Here is a 16,654-nt window from a genome sequence, read left to right as displayed (position 1 = left end):
TTAATTACAGGTTTGTTGTATACAGTTCCAAGATGTTCCATTATAAAGCTTAATACAGCTGTCATCTGTATCATAAACAATCATTCCTTCCACCGGTTGTGTGATCGATGTTTCAGGATTACTGATCCTTGTAATAACAAAACCTTTGCTATTACCTTCCAGAGCTACAAATCCATTGTTAACGTCATGAGGCCAGTTACTCGAACTTCTTGCATTTCTAATCGATATGCCGAACTTAGTTCCAGAGTTGGGAGTACCGGTTGTGCCGGGCTTAGAACAAGGACATGTATCACTTTTAACGAAGTTAGAACTAATAGTACATCCTCCGGGTGTAGTTACTATAATACTGTATTCGGCAGGGGAAATATCTGTAATAGGCAATGTGTAAGTATTATTTGTTGCTCCCGGAATAAGGACTCCGTCTTTATACCACTGGTAGGTACCCAAACCTGTAGGGACAGATAAAATAGATTGTCCTATACAAGCCTGGGGATAAGGAGTGCTTAGTGAGATGGTTACTATTGGAGTAGTTCCAAAACCAGAAAAATAACCTCCGAAACCAGCATTTGTATCAGCTCCCAGCAGATCCGCCTGAATAGTTCCTGTGGATGTTACTTTTACATTTTTTACATCATTTACTGCATCTCCTATCGGATATCTATAACTTACCCAGGTGCTGTTTCCATCTACTGTTCCTGCACTTTGAGAAGGCACAACAGCATTTCCGTTAATGGTAACAGTAGGTGTATTTCCTGCCGTCGTAAGAATTGATAATATGGTATTTGCATAACCGGTATTGCCAATTTTATGGGCATCGGGAATCAGATCAATTTCATTCTGACCAAAACACGATAATGGGGCGACCAGAACAATATTATTGGTAGCACCTCCAGCACTCCCATATATTTTGTGAAATACATAGGATGGCTTACTGGCTTTAAGATATAAATTCCCATTTGCATTAAAGTTTCCAGCTGCATTGATAACGGCATAATCCCCGGCGTTTGCTAATGTTAATAAAGGAGTAGGAGATCCATTTAAAGTAATAGTAGTGTTGTCCGCAGTTGCTACAACAATTAACCTTTCATTATTTCCACCTGCTCCCTGCATAACAATGTATTCAACACCTATTTGATTAACGGGAATAAGCTGATCCAGACCAAAATCTCTCGCTGTGCCAGAAGCTCCTAACATCATAAGTCCTCCTACAACGACACTTACGTTTTTATTTGATATAATTTTTGATCCCAGCCATCCTGTATCTTGTATTGTTATTCCACCTGTTTTTACTGGTGCGTAAAGTATAAATGTTTCCCCCTTCTGTAAGGTTCTATGGAATGAAGTGCCGATAAGTGGTGTGGGATTAGTACCGTTTAGGAACTCCACACCAGGTTTAATATCTGATATGTCTATGTTTGTATTGTCTTCAGTGGCCATTACAGAGAGGATGTTACCTACATCTTCGGTAGCTGTGGGATTTTGCGTTGGAGAGCCTCCCCATCTGAATTCTTTTCCTAAAGCTGATTCGCCCTTGGTAAGAACTGTTCCTGCATGATTGGTCTGCCGCCCCCTATAGTTAACATAAAAATTACCGGTGGATGCAAATACAAGTCCTGCAGTATCACCGGAAATAATTGTTCCTGCGCTTGTAGAAGGTAATGTGATAGGAGATTGTCCTGGTGTAATTACGGTATTGGATGGATTGATAAAACTGATTCTTTTAGGCTGGGTATTGCTTATCGTAATCAACCCGTCAGTGATAATTGCAGAGGTATTACTGTTGATATCTAAAACAGACATTCTCGGATTACCATTTCCTGAAGCGTAATTGACAGAAATTGTAATATTTGACAGGGATGGTGTAGAAAGATAAATGAACTCCTGAGTAATATCAAGTGGATAATTGGTAAATACAATAGGATTAAGATAATGAAGATTATCTAATTGTAAACTTCCCTTATATGCTGATAATTTTAGTGTTTGGAGGCTTTTACCATATTCAAGAGTCCAATTGCCATCCAAACCTGTAAGATCCGTAGAGGCTGAGATCTTTATATTTAATTTTTTCTCAAGATAATGAACAGCTTCTTTTCCTTTTTTACCTTTTGCGAATTCACAGCCGTAAATAAGAAGTTCTTTTTGCTCTTTTATTTTGTCTTTTAAAAAATATAATATCTTCTCTTTTTCTAACCATTGTCCATTAATAAAAAGTTCACCAGGCCTTCCATGAGAGAAAATGTGAAAAGCCTTTTTCTCTTCCTTGATTTTTACGGTTGGAAAGTTTGATAGTGAAGCGTCTATAAAAACAGATGGTGACGTTTTGCACATATGTAATATAAATATGAACAAAAAAATGCTGAATAAAATTTTTCTCATAATATTTTGGGTGCTTAGGTGTTGGTTATATAAAAATAATAAAATATAATTATTGATAATGTAATTTTAAGTTAATATTTGCAATTAGTTTTCACTGTATTGTGATTATTTTTAACGATAATCCGGCTATGAGAAGCTTTCCGTTAAGTTTTGTGGTAAATACGAAAAATTAATGTTAATTCATTTGGAATAATAAATCGTCACCATAGATTTAAAAATTAATAAAATTGGAAAGTCTTCTTTTTCTATTCCTTACATTTGTAAGGCATTCTATTTAAAGAATGAAAATGAATTTACATATGACGGACAAAAGATATAAGGAGACGATTCATACAGATAAAAACAACTACGAATATATAAGCATCACTCACGATGAAAACGGGGTAAGAGTGTATACTCTTAAGAACGGATTAAAGGTTTTTCTTGCTCAAAATTTTGATGCGCCAAGAATTCAGACCTATATCCCTGTAAGAACCGGGAGTAATAATGATCCTTCTGATAATACAGGCTTAGCACATTACCTTGAGCATATGATGTTTAAAGGAACTTCCAAAATCGGAACTCAGGATTGGACTCAGGAGAAAGCTTTGCTTGATCAGATTTCAGAACTTTACGAACAGCATAAAGCAGAACCGGACGCCGAAAAAAAGAAGGATATTTATAAAAAAATTGATGCGGTATCTCAGGAAGCCAGTCAATATGCTATTGCCAATGAATACGATAAAGTAATTTCTTCATTGGGAGCTAGCGGAACCAATGCCCATACTTGGTTTGATGAAACGGTTTATAAGAATAATATTCCGAATAACGAGTTGGAAAAATGGCTGAAAGTTGAGAAAGAGAGATTCTCGGAAGTTGTTTTACGCCTTTTCCATACAGAATTGGAATCTGTATATGAAGAATTTAACAGAGCTCAGGATAATGATTCAAGGCTTGTGAATTATGAACTGATGGATGCACTTTTTCCAACGCATGCTAATGGTCAGCAAACTACTTTAGGAAAGCCGGAACATTTAAAGAACCCTTCTATGAAGGCAATTCATAAATATTTTGATGAATATTATGTTCCTAATAATTATGCTATGGTCATGGTTGGGGATTTGGTTTTTGAAGATGCTATTCAGCTTATTGATCAATATTTTGGAGCTATTCCATACAAGGAATTACCAAAGAAAACGCCTGTTATTGAGAAACCACTTACAGCAATTGTAAAAAGAACGGTAAAAAGCCCTACGACTCCAAGAGTCCAATTGGCCTGGAGAACGGATAGTTATGGAACTAAGGAAGCAATATTGGCTGATATTACAGCTAACATTATGAGTAATAGAGGAGAGGCCGGATTATTGGATCTCCATATTAATCAAACTCAAAGAATGCTGTGGGCACAAGCCTTTTCTGTAGGTTTAAAACAATATGGCTATTTTTCAATTGTAGCGGTTCCTAAGGAGACGCAGACTTTGGATGAAGCAAAGGATATGGTTTTAGAGCAAATCGAACTGGTAAAAAAAGGAGAATTTCCGGATTGGATGCTTCCGGCTATTATTAATGATTTCAAGCTTCAGAGAATGAAAGCGCTGGAGACAGCAGATGGCTTGGCAACAAATCTTTATGATACCTATATTAAAGGAAGAACCTGGGCGGAGGAACTTAATGAAATGGATGTATATGCTGCATTTACTAAACAAGATGTTGTAGATTTTGCGAAAGATTTCTTTGTTGATAATTATGTAATTATCAACAAAGAAAAAGGAGTTAATGACAAACTGATTAGGGTTGAAAATCCTGGAATTACGCCAATTAAAATTAATAGAGAAGCACAGTCAGAGTTTTTAAAACAGATTTTAGCGGAAAAAACTGAAGATATTCAACCGGAGTTTATTGATTATGATAAAGAGATCCTAACAGATACTGTTAAAGATAAAAAGCTGAGTTTCGTTAAGAATAAATATAATGATATTGCGCAAGCGTATTTTATTTTTCCTTTTGGAAGTGATAATGAACGTGATTTAGGAATCTCAACACAATTACTTCAGTATTTAGGAACCGATAAGTATTCACCTGAAGACTTGAAGAAAGAATTCTTTAAAATAGGAGTGAGTAATGATTTCAAAACGACCAATGATCAGCTTTTAATTTCATTAAGCGGTTTGGAAGAAAACATTCAACAGGGAATTGAACTCCTCCAGCATTGGATGCGGAATATAAAACCTGATCAGGAAGTCTATCGTCAGTTTGTAGAAACGGTTTTAGAAAATCGTGAAGCTGTGAAAAAGGATAAAAACCGAATCATGACAGCTTTAACGAATTATACAAAATTGGGAGAATTCTCACGTTTTACAGATGTTATCTCTAAAGAAGAGTTGGAAAGCAGTGCCGTAGAGAAATTTACTGATCGGATGAAAAACTTATTCAAATTTCCTTATCAGTTATTTTTCTACGGGAAAAACTATGAAAGCTTCAAAAATTATATTGATCACTATGTTGAGGTATCAAGTCTTGTAATTCCTGAACCTAAAGAATACCCTGAGCCAGAAACCAAGGGAAATGTTTACTTCACAAATTACGATATGGTGCAGATGGAAATGAGTAAAATCGGCAAAGGAAAGAATGTCAATATTTTGAATTTTGGGAAGATCAATGTTTTCAATGAATATTTCGGAAGAGGTTTGTCGTCTATTGTTTTTCAGGAGATCCGCGAAAGTAAAAGTTTAGCCTATTCAGCATATGTTTCCTATTCAGCTAATTCAGAATTGGGACATCCGGATTATGTTTCAACCTATATTGGAACGCAACCGGATAAATTACAAATTGCCGTAGATACCATGTCTGAACTGATGAACGATCTTCCAGAGGTATCCATTCAATTTGAGAATGCTAAAAATACTGCCATGAAGCAGATTGCTTCAACAAGAGTAACAAGAACAAATATTTTCTTTAATACATTAAGGTTAAAAAAAATAGGAGTTGCTCACGATTTCAGAAAAGATATTTATGAACAGATCCAAAGCCTGGACTTTGCAGTTGTAAAAAAATTCTATCAAACAGAGATAAAACCATTGCATTTTAATACAGCTATTATCGGGAAGAAAGAAAACCTGAATATGGAAGCCGTTAATGAAATGGGAACATTTAAAGAAATAGGTCTGAAAGACATTTTTGGACACTAAATATATAAACCCCGACTTAGTTCGGGGTTTATTTTTATTCTATTCTTATTCTATTCAGAAACCTTAATCTACTTGTATTGGTTTAAAAACGTGTAAAGAAAGAAAATTCTCCAAAAACGGATACACTTGCCATATCTAAAGATATAGATGAGGTAGTGGTTGTAGGCTTTGGAAAGCAAAAAAAATTAATCTTACCGGAGCGGTAGATATGATTTCAGCCAAGAAACTTGAAAACAGACCTATTACCAATATTGGAGCTGGACTTCAAGGACTTATTCCTAACCTTAATATTACTATTGATAATGGAAGGGCTACTTCAGCAGCGAACTTTAATATAAGAGGTTTTACCAGTGTGAACGGAGGCAGGCCTTTGATATTAGTAGATAATGTACCTTATAGTGGTGAAGAGCTCCCAAGATTGAATCCTGCAGATATAGAAAACGTATCAGTTCTTAAAGATGCATCTTCAGCTGCAATATATGGAGCAAGAGCAGCATTTGGAGTCGTATTAATCACGACTAAAAGTGCAAAAGGAGGACAGTTAGCAAAGGGAGGACAGTTAAATGTATCTGTGAATACCAATACTGCCTAGTAGAACGGTTGGGAAATTACCGGAGCTGGTAACTGATCCATTAACTGTTATGGAATATAAACACGATGCAGCAACTCCATTATATAATTTATAATATTCCTCAGGGGGAATATGTATTGATCATGTCGCATTATCCTATACTTACTGTTACCGGAACCTGGGAAGGAGGACAGCATAAAGACCACATAGTCCTTAAAGATCTTTTTTATAAACATAGAGATAAAGTAAAAGGATGCCTTAGTGGGCATCAGCACCTGCTAGACAGAGCTGGTATAATGATGTATACTATTTCTGTAATGGCGCGATGTCTGGATTTTGGTGGGGTGAAGGTGATAAACATTCCGCGAAACCCTTCTATTATCAGGAAACACCTCCTGGTTATGTCATATTAAAATTCTATGATGATGGCTCATTTGAGAATGAGTACATAGTTCATCATTATTGATACATATAATATAGTATATGAAAACTGACTTTTTTAGGTCAGTTTTTTATATTTGGATAGCTTAAGATGTGTCAGTCGTCTTATTTTTTGTACGTTTTGAGATCTTGATTAAAATTTTTAATACCGAAAGTCAGTTAGTTATATATTTTACATTAAAAAAGTTTGTGAAAAGCTTGGTAGATATACCAAAAGTTTCTACTTTTGCCCCACTGAAAACGAGAGATAGTAGGTAGCGCAGACGATAAGTAAATAGGACTGAAGGTTAGAAAAATAAATAATATTTTATTTTGATAATTGATAAAAGTTTGTATCTTTGCAGTCCCAATTAAGGGAGCGCAGGAGAGTATAGGATTGAATAAGAGATAGGGATTAAGGTTACTAAAAAAACTTTAAATTTTCTTTCGGAAAAATTTGGTCACATCAAAAAAAACATTTACTTTTGCACTCGCAAATCAGTAGTCCAAACGACAGAAAATGAGGCTACGGTATAAAGCGGAAGAAGAGAGATCATTGAAAAATAATATAACAACCAAGTAAGGAAAAACTAAAGCGTAAAATAACTTTGAGTGAGTCAGACAAACATACAATGGAGAGTTTGATCCTGGCTCAGGATGAACGCTAGCGGGAGGCCTAACACATGCAAGCCGAGCGGTAGAGATTCTTCGGAATCTTGAGAGCGGCGTACGGGTGCGGAACACGTGTGCAACCTACCTTTATCAGGGGGATAGCCTTTCGAAAGGAAGATTAATACCCCATAATATATTTGATGGCATCATTAGATATTGAAAACTCCGGTGGATAGAGATGGGCACGCGCAAGATTAGATAGTTGGTGAGGTAACGGCTCACCAAGTCAATGATCTTTAGGGGGCCTGAGAGGGTGATCCCCCACACTGGTACTGAGACACGGACCAGACTCCTACGGGAGGCAGCAGTGAGGAATATTGGACAATGGGTGAGAGCCTGATCCAGCCATCCCGCGTGAAGGACGACGGCCCTATGGGTTGTAAACTTCTTTTGTATAGGGATAAACCTTTCCACGTGTGGAAAGCTGAAGGTACTATACGAATAAGCACCGGCTAACTCCGTGCCAGCAGCCGCGGTAATACGGAGGGTGCAAGCGTTATCCGGATTTATTGGGTTTAAAGGGTCCGTAGGCGGACTCGTAAGTCAGTGGTGAAATCTCATAGCTTAACTATGAAACTGCCATTGATACTGCGGGTCTTGAGTAAGGTAGAGGTAGCTGGAATAAGTAGTGTAGCGGTGAAATGCATAGATATTACTTAGAACACCAATTGCGAAGGCAGGTTACCATGTCTTAACTGACGCTGATGGACGAAAGCGTGGGGAGCGAACAGGATTAGATACCCTGGTAGTCCACGCCGTAAACGATGCTAACTCGTTTTTGGGTTTTCGGATTCAGAGACTAAGCGAAAGTGATAAGTTAGCCACCTGGGGAGTACGAACGCAAGTTTGAAACTCAAAGGAATTGACGGGGGCCCGCACAAGCGGTGGATTATGTGGTTTAATTCGATGATACGCGAGGAACCTTACCAAGGCTTAAATGGGAATTGACAGGTTTAGAAATAGACTTTTCTTCGGACAATTTTCAAGGTGCTGCATGGTTGTCGTCAGCTCGTGCCGTGAGGTGTTAGGTTAAGTCCTGCAACGAGCGCAACCCCTGTCACTAGTTGCTAGCATTAAGTTGAGGACTCTAGTGAGACTGCCTACGCAAGTAGAGAGGAAGGTGGGGATGACGTCAAATCATCACGGCCCTTACGCCTTGGGCCACACACGTAATACAATGGCCAGTACAGAGGGCTGCTACCAGGTGACTGGATGCTAATCTCGAAAGCTGGTCTCAGTTCGGATTGGAGTCTGCAACTCGACTCTATGAAGCTGGAATCGCTAGTAATCGCGCATCAGCCATGGCGCGGTGAATACGTTCCCGGGCCTTGTACACACCGCCCGTCAAGCCATGGAAGTCTGGGGTACCTGAAGTCGGTGACCGTAAAAGGAGCTGCCTAGGGTAAAACAGGTAACTAGGGCTAAGTCGTAACAAGGTAGCCGTACCGGAAGGTGCGGCTGGAACATCTCATTTTAGAGCGTCTTTCGGGACGATAAACAAAATTAAAGATACTTAAGTGTATCATGTACTTACTTAAAGTATGCTTTAGTTTTTTATTTGGTTGATTATATATATAAAAATACAAAACCCACTAGAAATTAGTATAGGGAAGAGAGGCAAGATGAAAGATAAAAGAAGAAAGACAATGAGGTCTGATATCTGGAGTCTTTAATCTAAAAGTCTAACAAGACAGTCTCGTAGCTCAGCTGGTTAGAGCGCTACACTGATAATGTAGAGGTCGGCAGTTCGAGCCTGCCCGAGACTACTAATTGAAAAAGACGGGAAGATAATAGATGGTAGGGATCAGATTTAATTCTGGGATCTGTAATCTGTAATCTGAAGTCTGACTAGAGGGGGAATTAGCTCAGCTGGCTAGAGCGCCTGCCTTGCACGCAGGAGGTCAAGGGTTCGACTCCCTTATTCTCCACAGTTTTGTGAGTCTGATTTAAAAGTATAATGAATAGAGCCAAAACAAATATTCATTCATCAGACAAGCAGAAAGACATTAAGATCATTGACATTAACGGTAAAAATATCACAAAGAGAAAACCGAGCGCAATTAAGCGTTTGAGTTTACAAAAAATAGCTTGGCAGCAATGCTGAGCAAAAAATACTGAACTAATTAATAATTAGGAAAGAAATCGTTAAGGGCGTATGGCGGATGCCTAGGCTTTCAGAGGCGACGAAGGACGTGGTAAGCTGCGAAAAGCTCGGGGGATTGGCACACACGAATTGATCCCGAGATGTCCGAATGGGGCAACCCGGCTGGTTGAAGACCAGTCACCTCGTAAGAGGAGCAAACCCGGAGAACTGAAACATCTAAGTACCCGGAGGAAAAGAAATCGAAGAGATTCCGTAAGTAGTGGCGAGCGAACGCGGATTAGCCCAAAAGTCTTTATATATTTAAAAGAATGTTCTGGAAAGAACAGCCATAGAGGGTGATAGCCCCGTATTTGAAAGGTATATTTTGATGATAAATGAGTAGGGCGGGACACGTGAAATCCTGTCTGAATATGGGGGGACCATCCTCCAAGGCTAAATACTCCTGAAAGACCGATAGTGAACAAGTACTGTGAAGGAAAGGTGAAAAGCACTTCGAATAGAAGGGTGAAATAGAACCTGAAACCGTACGCCTACAAGCGGTCGGAGCCCACATGTTGGGTGACGGCGTGCCTTTTGCATAATGAGCCTACGAGTTAATTTTACTAGCGAGGTTAAGGACTTCAGGTCCGGAGCCGGAGCGAAAGCGAGTCTGAATAGGGCGTATAGTTAGTAGGATTAGACGCGAAACCTTGTGATCTACCCATGGGCAGGTTGAAGCTCTGGTAACACAGAGTGGAGGACCGAACCGGTTGACGTTGAAAAGTCTTCGGATGACCTGTGGGTAGGGGTGAAAGGCCAATCAAACTGGGAGATAGCTCGTACTCCCCGAAATGCATTTAGGTGCAGCGTCGTATATAAGTTTATTAGAGGTAGAGCTACTGATTGGATGCGGGGGTTTCATCGCCTACCAATTCCTGACAAACTCCGAATGCTAATAAATGTTCTACGGCAGTGAGGGCATGGGTGCTAAGGTCCATGTCCGAGAGGGAAAGAACCCAGACCAACAGCTAAGGTCCCCAAATATATGTTAAGTTGAAGCAACGCGGTTGGACTGCATTGACAGCTAGGATGTTGGCTTGGAAGCAGCCATTCATTTAAAGAGTGCGTAACAGCTCACTAGTCGAGCGGTCCGGCATGGATAATAATCGGGCATAAACATATTACCGAAGCTATGGATTTGTACTTATGTACATCTGGTAGGGGAGCATTCTGTTTGCACAGAAGCAGTGGCGCGAGCCATTGTGGAGCGTACAGAAAAGAAAATGTAGGCATAAGTAACGATAAAGGGGGCGAGAAACCCCCTCACCGAAAGACTAAGGTTTCCTCAGCCATGCTAATCAGCTGAGGGTTAGTCGGGACCTAACGCGAACCCGAAAGGGGTAGTGGATGGACAATGGGTTAATATTCCCATACTTGCTCACACTAAAAAGGGGACGGAGTGCCGTACTTGCTGGAGACTGACGGAATAGTCAAGGCCTAGCCTTCGGGCGAAGCTGCTGCAGGGAAAGTGCTTCCAAGAAAAGCCGAAGTGAAGCAACCCGTACCAAAACCGACACAGGTAGTCGAGGAGAGAATCCTAAGGTGCTAGAGTGAATCATGGTTAAGGAACTAGGCAAAATAGTCTCGTAACTTCGGAAGAAGAGACGCCAGCAGCAATGCTGGCCGCAGTGAAGAGGCCCAGGCGACTGTTTATCAAAAACACAGGACTCTGCTAAATCGAAAGATGCTGTATAGGGTCTGACACCTGCCCGGTGCTGGAAGGTTAAGGAAGGGCGTTAGGGTAACCGAAGCGTTTGACTGAAGCCCCAGTAAACGGCGGCCGTAACTATAACGGTCCTAAGGTAGCGAAATTCCTTGTCGGGTAAGTTCCGACCTGCACGAATGGTGTAACGATCTGGGCACTGTCTCAACCATGAGCTCTGTGAAATTGTAGTATCGGTGAAGATGCCGATTACCCGCAATGGGACGAAAAGACCCTGTGAACCTTTACTATAACTTCGTATTGACTTTGAGTAAGTAATGTGTAGGATAGGTGGGAGACTTTGAAGCAGGCACGCTAGTGTTTGTGGAGTCAACGTTGAAATACCACCCTTTACTTACTTGGAGCCTAACTTCTTTTAGAAGGACATTGCGTGGTGGGTAGTTTGACTGGGGTGGTCGCCTCCAAAAGAGTAACGGAGGCTTTCAAAGGTACCCTCAGCACGCTTGGTAACCGTGCGTAGAGTGTAATGGCATAAGGGTGCTTGACTGTGAGACCTACAAGTCGATCAGGTGCGAAAGCAGGACATAGTGATCCGGTGGTTCCGCATGGAAGGGCCATCGCTCATAGGATAAAAGGTACTCCGGGGATAACAGGCTAGTCTCCCCCAAGAGCTCACATCGACGGGGAGGTTCGGCACCTCGATGTCGGCTCGTCACATCCTGGGGCTGGAGAAGGTCCCAAGGGTTGGGCTGTTCGCCCATTAAAGTGGCACGCGAGCTGGGTTCAGAACGTCGTGAGACAGTTCGGTCTCTATCTATTGCGGGCGTTAGATGTTTGAGAGGGCTTGATTCTAGTACGAGAGGACCGAATTGAACAAACCTCTGGTGTATCAGTTGTACCGCCAGGTGCACCGCTGAGTAGCTACGTTTGGAAGAGATAAGCACTGAAAGCATATAAGTGCGAAACTCGCCTCAAGATGAGACATCTTTTAAGGGTCGTGGGAGATGACCACGTTGATAGGCTATAGGTGTAAAGTTGGTAACAGCATAGCCGAGTAGTACTAATTACCCGTAGATTTATAGCCTAATTGGTAGGCACTTAATTGCGCAATAAAGGTTTTGTCTTTGTGAACGTTTTTATCGATAAAAAACATGTAAAATGTACAATAGTAAAAAGTATTAATGATAATGATCAATAGGTTTTACGTTAATACAAAGTACATTCTACGTTATATACCTTCTTTAGGGTGGTTTTAGCGGTGGGGCTCACCTGTTCCCATTCCGAACACAGAAGTTAAGCCCACCAGCGCCGATGGTACTGCGAAAGCGGGAGAGTAGGTCGCCGCCAGTTTTTATTTAAAAGTCTCATACATTAGTTTGTATGAGACTTTTTTTGTTACCTACATCATGTAAAAAGAACCCAGTATCAATGATGAATAATGAACCTCCTCCTACTCCTCCTCCTCCTCCTCCTCCTACTACTACTACTACTACTACTACTTTTTAAATAATAGCTTTATCAATAGAGGTGGGCTTTAGCCCACCTTCCATATAAATCAAAATCCACTAGGCTTTAGCCAAAACTTAAAACTCTGCTGGTAAACTTTCCATTTTACATTTTTAAGTACCATCCATTACTGATATTTGTCAAATGAGTTATTTACAATTTCTTTTGCATTTTTTTCAACATTCTGATAAGAGTAAAAGCCATAAATGGTATCAAAGTTTATTTCTTCAAAGCGTTTTTCAATTCTTTTAATTTCATTTAGCGGAAGTGGGATTCTGTTTGGATAGCTTCTCATCGTTGCAAAATGTTTCATTGATGGAGATAAATACATAGTATCTCCAATTAAAAGAGTTCCGTTTTCGCTCATCCAAGGTATTTCTATGACAGAACTTCCTTCAAAGTGACCACCAATATTATGGAGCCTGAATTCGTCCCATAGCTTGATATTATTGCCATTCCACAATTCTATGAAACTTCCACCATTCACTATCCATTCTTTATCTTTTTCATGAATATAAATTTTGCAACCAAAAGCTTTTGCCCACATTTTCATATTTGAATAGTAATGTGGATGAGAGAATGCAATAACTTTTAGGCCACCATTAATTTTAATGAATTCTATAACCCCTTCATCAAGCAGAGGGATACAGTCCCAAAGTATATTACCACTTTCCGAGATTACAAATAGAGCTCGCTGTCCGATAGAGAATCTAGGTGTAATTAAGAATTCATATAGCCTGTCGTTGAGCTTTTTTATTTCTACACTATGATTTTCTAATAGCTTTTCGTGATTTGTCCAGGACTGTCCACTTTGAGGCACTGCTTGTCTTTCGTCTTCACAAATGATGCATATATTATTTGTAAGGTCTTCGGGATATTGTGTGCCACATTCTGTACACATTTTAAGATGATTATCATTCATAAAAGAGTTTTTATTAAAGTTACAAACTGCTTTGATCTCATTAAATTAATTTTCTATAGATTTTACCTATGTGTAACAGTTATCCTTAGATTCCAATAGAATGATTTGCAAGTTTATATAAAAACAAAAAAACCTATTTAAGTGATTAAATAGGTTTTAAAATTTATAGTTGTAGAAACAATTATTTTATAATTTTCATCTCATCGATCAGCCATTTGGAATCGGCAAATTTATCAATAATGAATAGAATATATTTAGTGTCAACCATGATATTTCTGCTGAAACGAGGATCATAATTAATGTCACTCATTGTTCCCTCCCATTGTCTGTCAAAATTCAATCCTACCAAATTTCCATAAGCATCTAGAGCAGGGCTTCCGGAATTTCCTCCTGTTGTATGATTGGTAGCTGTAAATCCTACAGGAACATCACCACCTTTATCTTTGTAATTTCCAAAATCTTTTTTGTTATAAAGATCAATTAGTTTTTTTGGAACATCAAATTCATAATCTCCAGGAACATATTTTTCTATAACCCCAGCTAGGTGTGTCTGATAACCATAAGAAACAGCATCTCTGGGACTAGAACCTTTCACTTTACCATACGTTACACGAAGTGTAGAGTTCGCATCAGGAAAGAACTTTCTGTCTTTATCTGTTGTGATCTGCTGCGCCATGAATTTTTTCTGTAAAGCATCAATTTTTGTCTGAATTCCTGTAAACTGAGGATCAGCGGTTTTAGTATAAGTATCTTTTATATTTGAAAATAATTGATAAACAGGGTCTTTTTTAAGCGTTTTGATCAACTTATCCTGATTAGAAAATGCTTTGTCGATATCAGAACTTAGAGAAGCTCCATTTACAGTTGTTCTACCTGTGATAACAGAATTTTTAGAAATTTCTTCTATATTCTGGATATTCTGGGTTTCATTTTTGAACTTATCAAACCCGGAAGGTAGAAATTGTGGTGCTGTTTTGTTTGCATACAATGCTAGCAATTTAGCAGTTACTTTTGCATCAAGTTCAGGACTGTAATCCTTGTAAAATGAAGTTAATTTATTTTTTAAAGCAGTAATTGCCTTTTCATCCATTCTTCCTGCTTCTACAGAAGCAATATAATTAGAATACAAGTTAGCTAATGCTAAAGTTTCTGCATTTCTGATCACCTCAGAGTAATATGCATTGTTTAAAGCATAAGGAGCTTGTTCTGTGTACAGTTTATTTAATTGATCTAAAGTTGTTTTAATTTCAGGATTTTTAGCAACCAAAGAACCTTCATACATTACTTTTTTCTCAACTGCATTGGACTTTTTAAGACCCTCAGTCTCACCGATCCATTTTTTCCAGTAGTTGGCTACAGATGCATATTTTGATGCATATTTTATGCGTGTTCCGCTATCAGTACGCATTTTCTCGTCCAAGGTTTTTAAAGCAACATCACGAACCGCTATTTTCGCAGGATCAATTTCATTCATGATCTTTTCAACTGCAATAGCTGGAAGATATTCCGTTGTCTTTCCTGGGAAACCGAATACAAATGTGAAATCATTTTCATTTTTATCCTTGATAGAAACCGGAAGATAATGTTTCGGTACATAAGGAACATTGTCTGTTGAATATTCTGCGGGTTTGTTATTCTTATCGGCGTAAATTCTGAACATAGAGAAATCCCCTGTATGTCTCGGCCAAACCCAGTTATCTGTGTCACTTCCGAATTTTCCGATACTTTGTGGTGGTGCACCGACCAAACGAATATCTTTATAGGTCTCTATTGTATAAGCGTAATATTTATTACCATAATACATAGATTTTACAGAAATAGATTGGTAGTTTTCTATTTTTTGAGCGTTTTTATAAATCTCAATATTGGTGTTGATTTTCTTTGAAAGTTCAGGCTCTGTAAGGTTATCTGTTCCTTCTAAAATCTGATCAGTTGCTTCTTTGATATCTACGATAAAATCTACTGTTACTCCCGGGTTAGGAAGTTCTGTACTCATGTTTTTTGCCCAGAAACCATTAGATAAAAGATCATTTTGTACGGTAGAATGAGCCTGAATCTGCCCGTAACCACAATGATGATTCGTCAGTAGTAGCCCTTTTGGTGAAATGATCTCAGCAGTACAACCACCGTTGAATTGTACAACAGCATCTTTAATACTTGCTTTTTGAGGGTTGAAGATGTCTTTTGCAGAGATTTTCATTCCCAGGTCCTTCATTTCCTTTTCATTCAGCTCCGTGGGGATCCACATTCCTCCGTATTGCTGAGCAAAAGCCATCACAGCAGGCAAAAGAAATGCAGATAAAAGTATCTTTTTTATCATAATCAAAAATTTTGCTCAATTTACGAAGAAAATTAAAATTATAGGTTACAAAATGTGCTGAAAACACGCGCAGATATAAATAAAAGGGTACTTAATACCTTCTGGTGAAAAATATATTTGTATTGTGATAAAGGTATTTTTGATTGAGATATAGCATAAAGTATTATTACTTTAAAACTGATAAGATATAATTTTGGGGTCATTCATCATTTGCTTGATTAAGAATTCATGATGTTTAGTATTTCCTGTAAGCCTCCATGTTGTTGTTAAACTTCCTTGGGCATATTGTTGCCTCATAATAAGAAACTTTAAATGATTATTTCTGAATAATTCTTCACAATGACTAATATGATCTGAAGCTGAAATAGCTATTTTATATTCTCTGATTTTATGGTTGTTATCAATAAAGTTTTGAAGGTAGCTAAGTGAACTAAGAACCAATAGCACTAAAGCAGTTCCTAATAAAGAAAAGTAAACATATCCAGAACCGATGGCCATTCCTATTGAAGCTGTTGCCCATATCGTTGTGGCTGTCGTAATTCCATCTATTTTGTTATCACCTTTAAAAATAACTCCGGCTCCTAAAAAACCAATACCTGTAATAATATTTGCAGCAATACGGTCGGGATTTTCAACTCCTATTTTTATAGATAAAATAGTGAATAGGCAAGATCCGAAGCATACCAGGATAAAAGTTCGGAGTCCCGCTGATTTATTTCGGTATTCTCTTTCTGCCCCTATAAAAAGCCCAAGCATTACTGAGATGAATATCAATAACAACTCATTTTGTATAGAATAGTGATCTTGTAGAAAATCCATTTGTCTAAAATTAAAACCTTGAATAAAAGTACAATAAATTCTTAAGTGATAACGAAAGCAGATAAAAAAAGACTG

The 16,654-nt window shown here is 38.6% G+C and carries 7 protein-coding genes, 2 tRNA genes, 3 rRNA genes and 1 pseudogene; 9 read left to right on the top strand and 4 right to left on the bottom strand.

The genetic code is table 11. The annotated features are described in order from the left end of the window. On the bottom strand, nt 1–2,328 hold the full coding sequence (locus tag NG806_RS10375) for a DUF4347 domain-containing protein (protein ID WP_261512972.1): 2,328 nt from the start codon (nt 2,326–2,328) through the stop codon (nt 1–3). 335 nt (nt 2,329–2,663) lie between these two features. Here NG806_RS10375 and NG806_RS10370 point away from each other — a divergent pair, with 335 nt between their 5' ends. From NG806_RS10370 to NG806_RS10330, 9 genes and pseudogenes are all read left to right on the top strand, one after another. After that, entirely contained in the window at nt 2,664–5,543 is a 2,880-nt protein-coding gene (locus NG806_RS10370) for a M16 family metallopeptidase (RefSeq protein WP_390882588.1), read from the top strand. A 131-nt stretch (nt 5,544–5,674) separates the two neighbouring features. Beyond that, nucleotides 5,675–6,226 (top strand): annotated as a pseudogene (locus tag NG806_RS10365) (TonB-dependent receptor plug domain-containing protein); the annotation flags it as partial. Further along, on the top strand, nt 6,201–6,527 hold the full coding sequence (locus tag NG806_RS10360) for a hypothetical protein (RefSeq protein WP_261512971.1): 327 nt from the start codon (nt 6,201–6,203) through the stop codon (nt 6,525–6,527). The pseudogene NG806_RS10365 and the gene NG806_RS10360, both read left to right, overlap by 26 nt. 636 nt (nt 6,528–7,163) lie before the next feature. Continuing rightward, nucleotides 7,164–8,680, top strand: a 16S ribosomal RNA gene (locus tag NG806_RS10355). A gap of 218 nt (nt 8,681–8,898) precedes the next feature. After that, a tRNA-Ile gene (locus NG806_RS10350) sits at nt 8,899–8,972 on the top strand. Between the two features lie 88 nt (nt 8,973–9,060). Continuing rightward, a tRNA-Ala gene (locus NG806_RS10345) sits at nt 9,061–9,134 on the top strand. 207 nt (nt 9,135–9,341) lie between these two features. Then, nucleotides 9,342–12,096: ribosomal RNA gene (locus tag NG806_RS10340) — 23S ribosomal RNA — on the top strand. A gap of 158 nt (nt 12,097–12,254) precedes the next feature. After that, nucleotides 12,255–12,362: ribosomal RNA gene (gene rrf / locus NG806_RS10335) — 5S ribosomal RNA — on the top strand. Together the 16S, 23S and 5S rRNA genes with 2 tRNA genes alongside form the textbook arrangement of a ribosomal RNA operon. A gap of 30 nt (nt 12,363–12,392) precedes the next feature. Then, nucleotides 12,393–12,518 carry a hypothetical protein gene (locus NG806_RS10330; RefSeq protein WP_261512970.1) on the top strand — a complete coding sequence of 42 codons (126 nt, stop codon included), beginning with the start codon at nt 12,393–12,395 and terminating at the stop codon, nt 12,516–12,518. Nucleotides 12,519–12,645: 127 nt separating this feature from the next. Here the strand turns inward: NG806_RS10330 and NG806_RS10325 are convergent, their stop codons facing one another. The 3 genes from NG806_RS10325 to NG806_RS10315 all read right to left on the bottom strand — a co-directional run bounded on the left by NG806_RS10325 (nt 12,646) and on the right by NG806_RS10315 (nt 16,579). Continuing rightward, nucleotides 12,646–13,440 (bottom strand): MBL fold metallo-hydrolase, encoded by a 795-nt coding sequence (locus NG806_RS10325; protein ID WP_261512969.1) that lies wholly within the window; start codon nt 13,438–13,440, stop codon nt 12,646–12,648. Nucleotides 13,441–13,621: 181 nt separating this feature from the next. Further along, nucleotides 13,622–15,760, bottom strand: a complete 2,139-nt coding sequence (locus NG806_RS10320; RefSeq protein ID WP_261512968.1) for a S46 family peptidase — start codon at nt 15,758–15,760, stop codon at nt 13,622–13,624. 171 nt (nt 15,761–15,931) lie between these two features. After that, complete coding sequence (locus NG806_RS10315) at nt 15,932–16,579, bottom strand: MgtC/SapB family protein (protein WP_261512967.1); 648 nt, start codon at nt 16,577–16,579, stop codon at nt 15,932–15,934. Between the last annotated feature and the right edge of the window lie 75 nt (nt 16,580–16,654).

The sequence above is a fragment of the Chryseobacterium paludis genome (genome assembly GCF_025403485.1).
GTDB classification, from domain to species: Bacteria; Bacteroidota; Bacteroidia; order Flavobacteriales; family Weeksellaceae; genus Chryseobacterium; species Chryseobacterium paludis.
The sequence above is the reverse complement of the archived record's forward strand: the minus strand, read 5'-3'. Positions and strand labels throughout refer to the sequence as shown.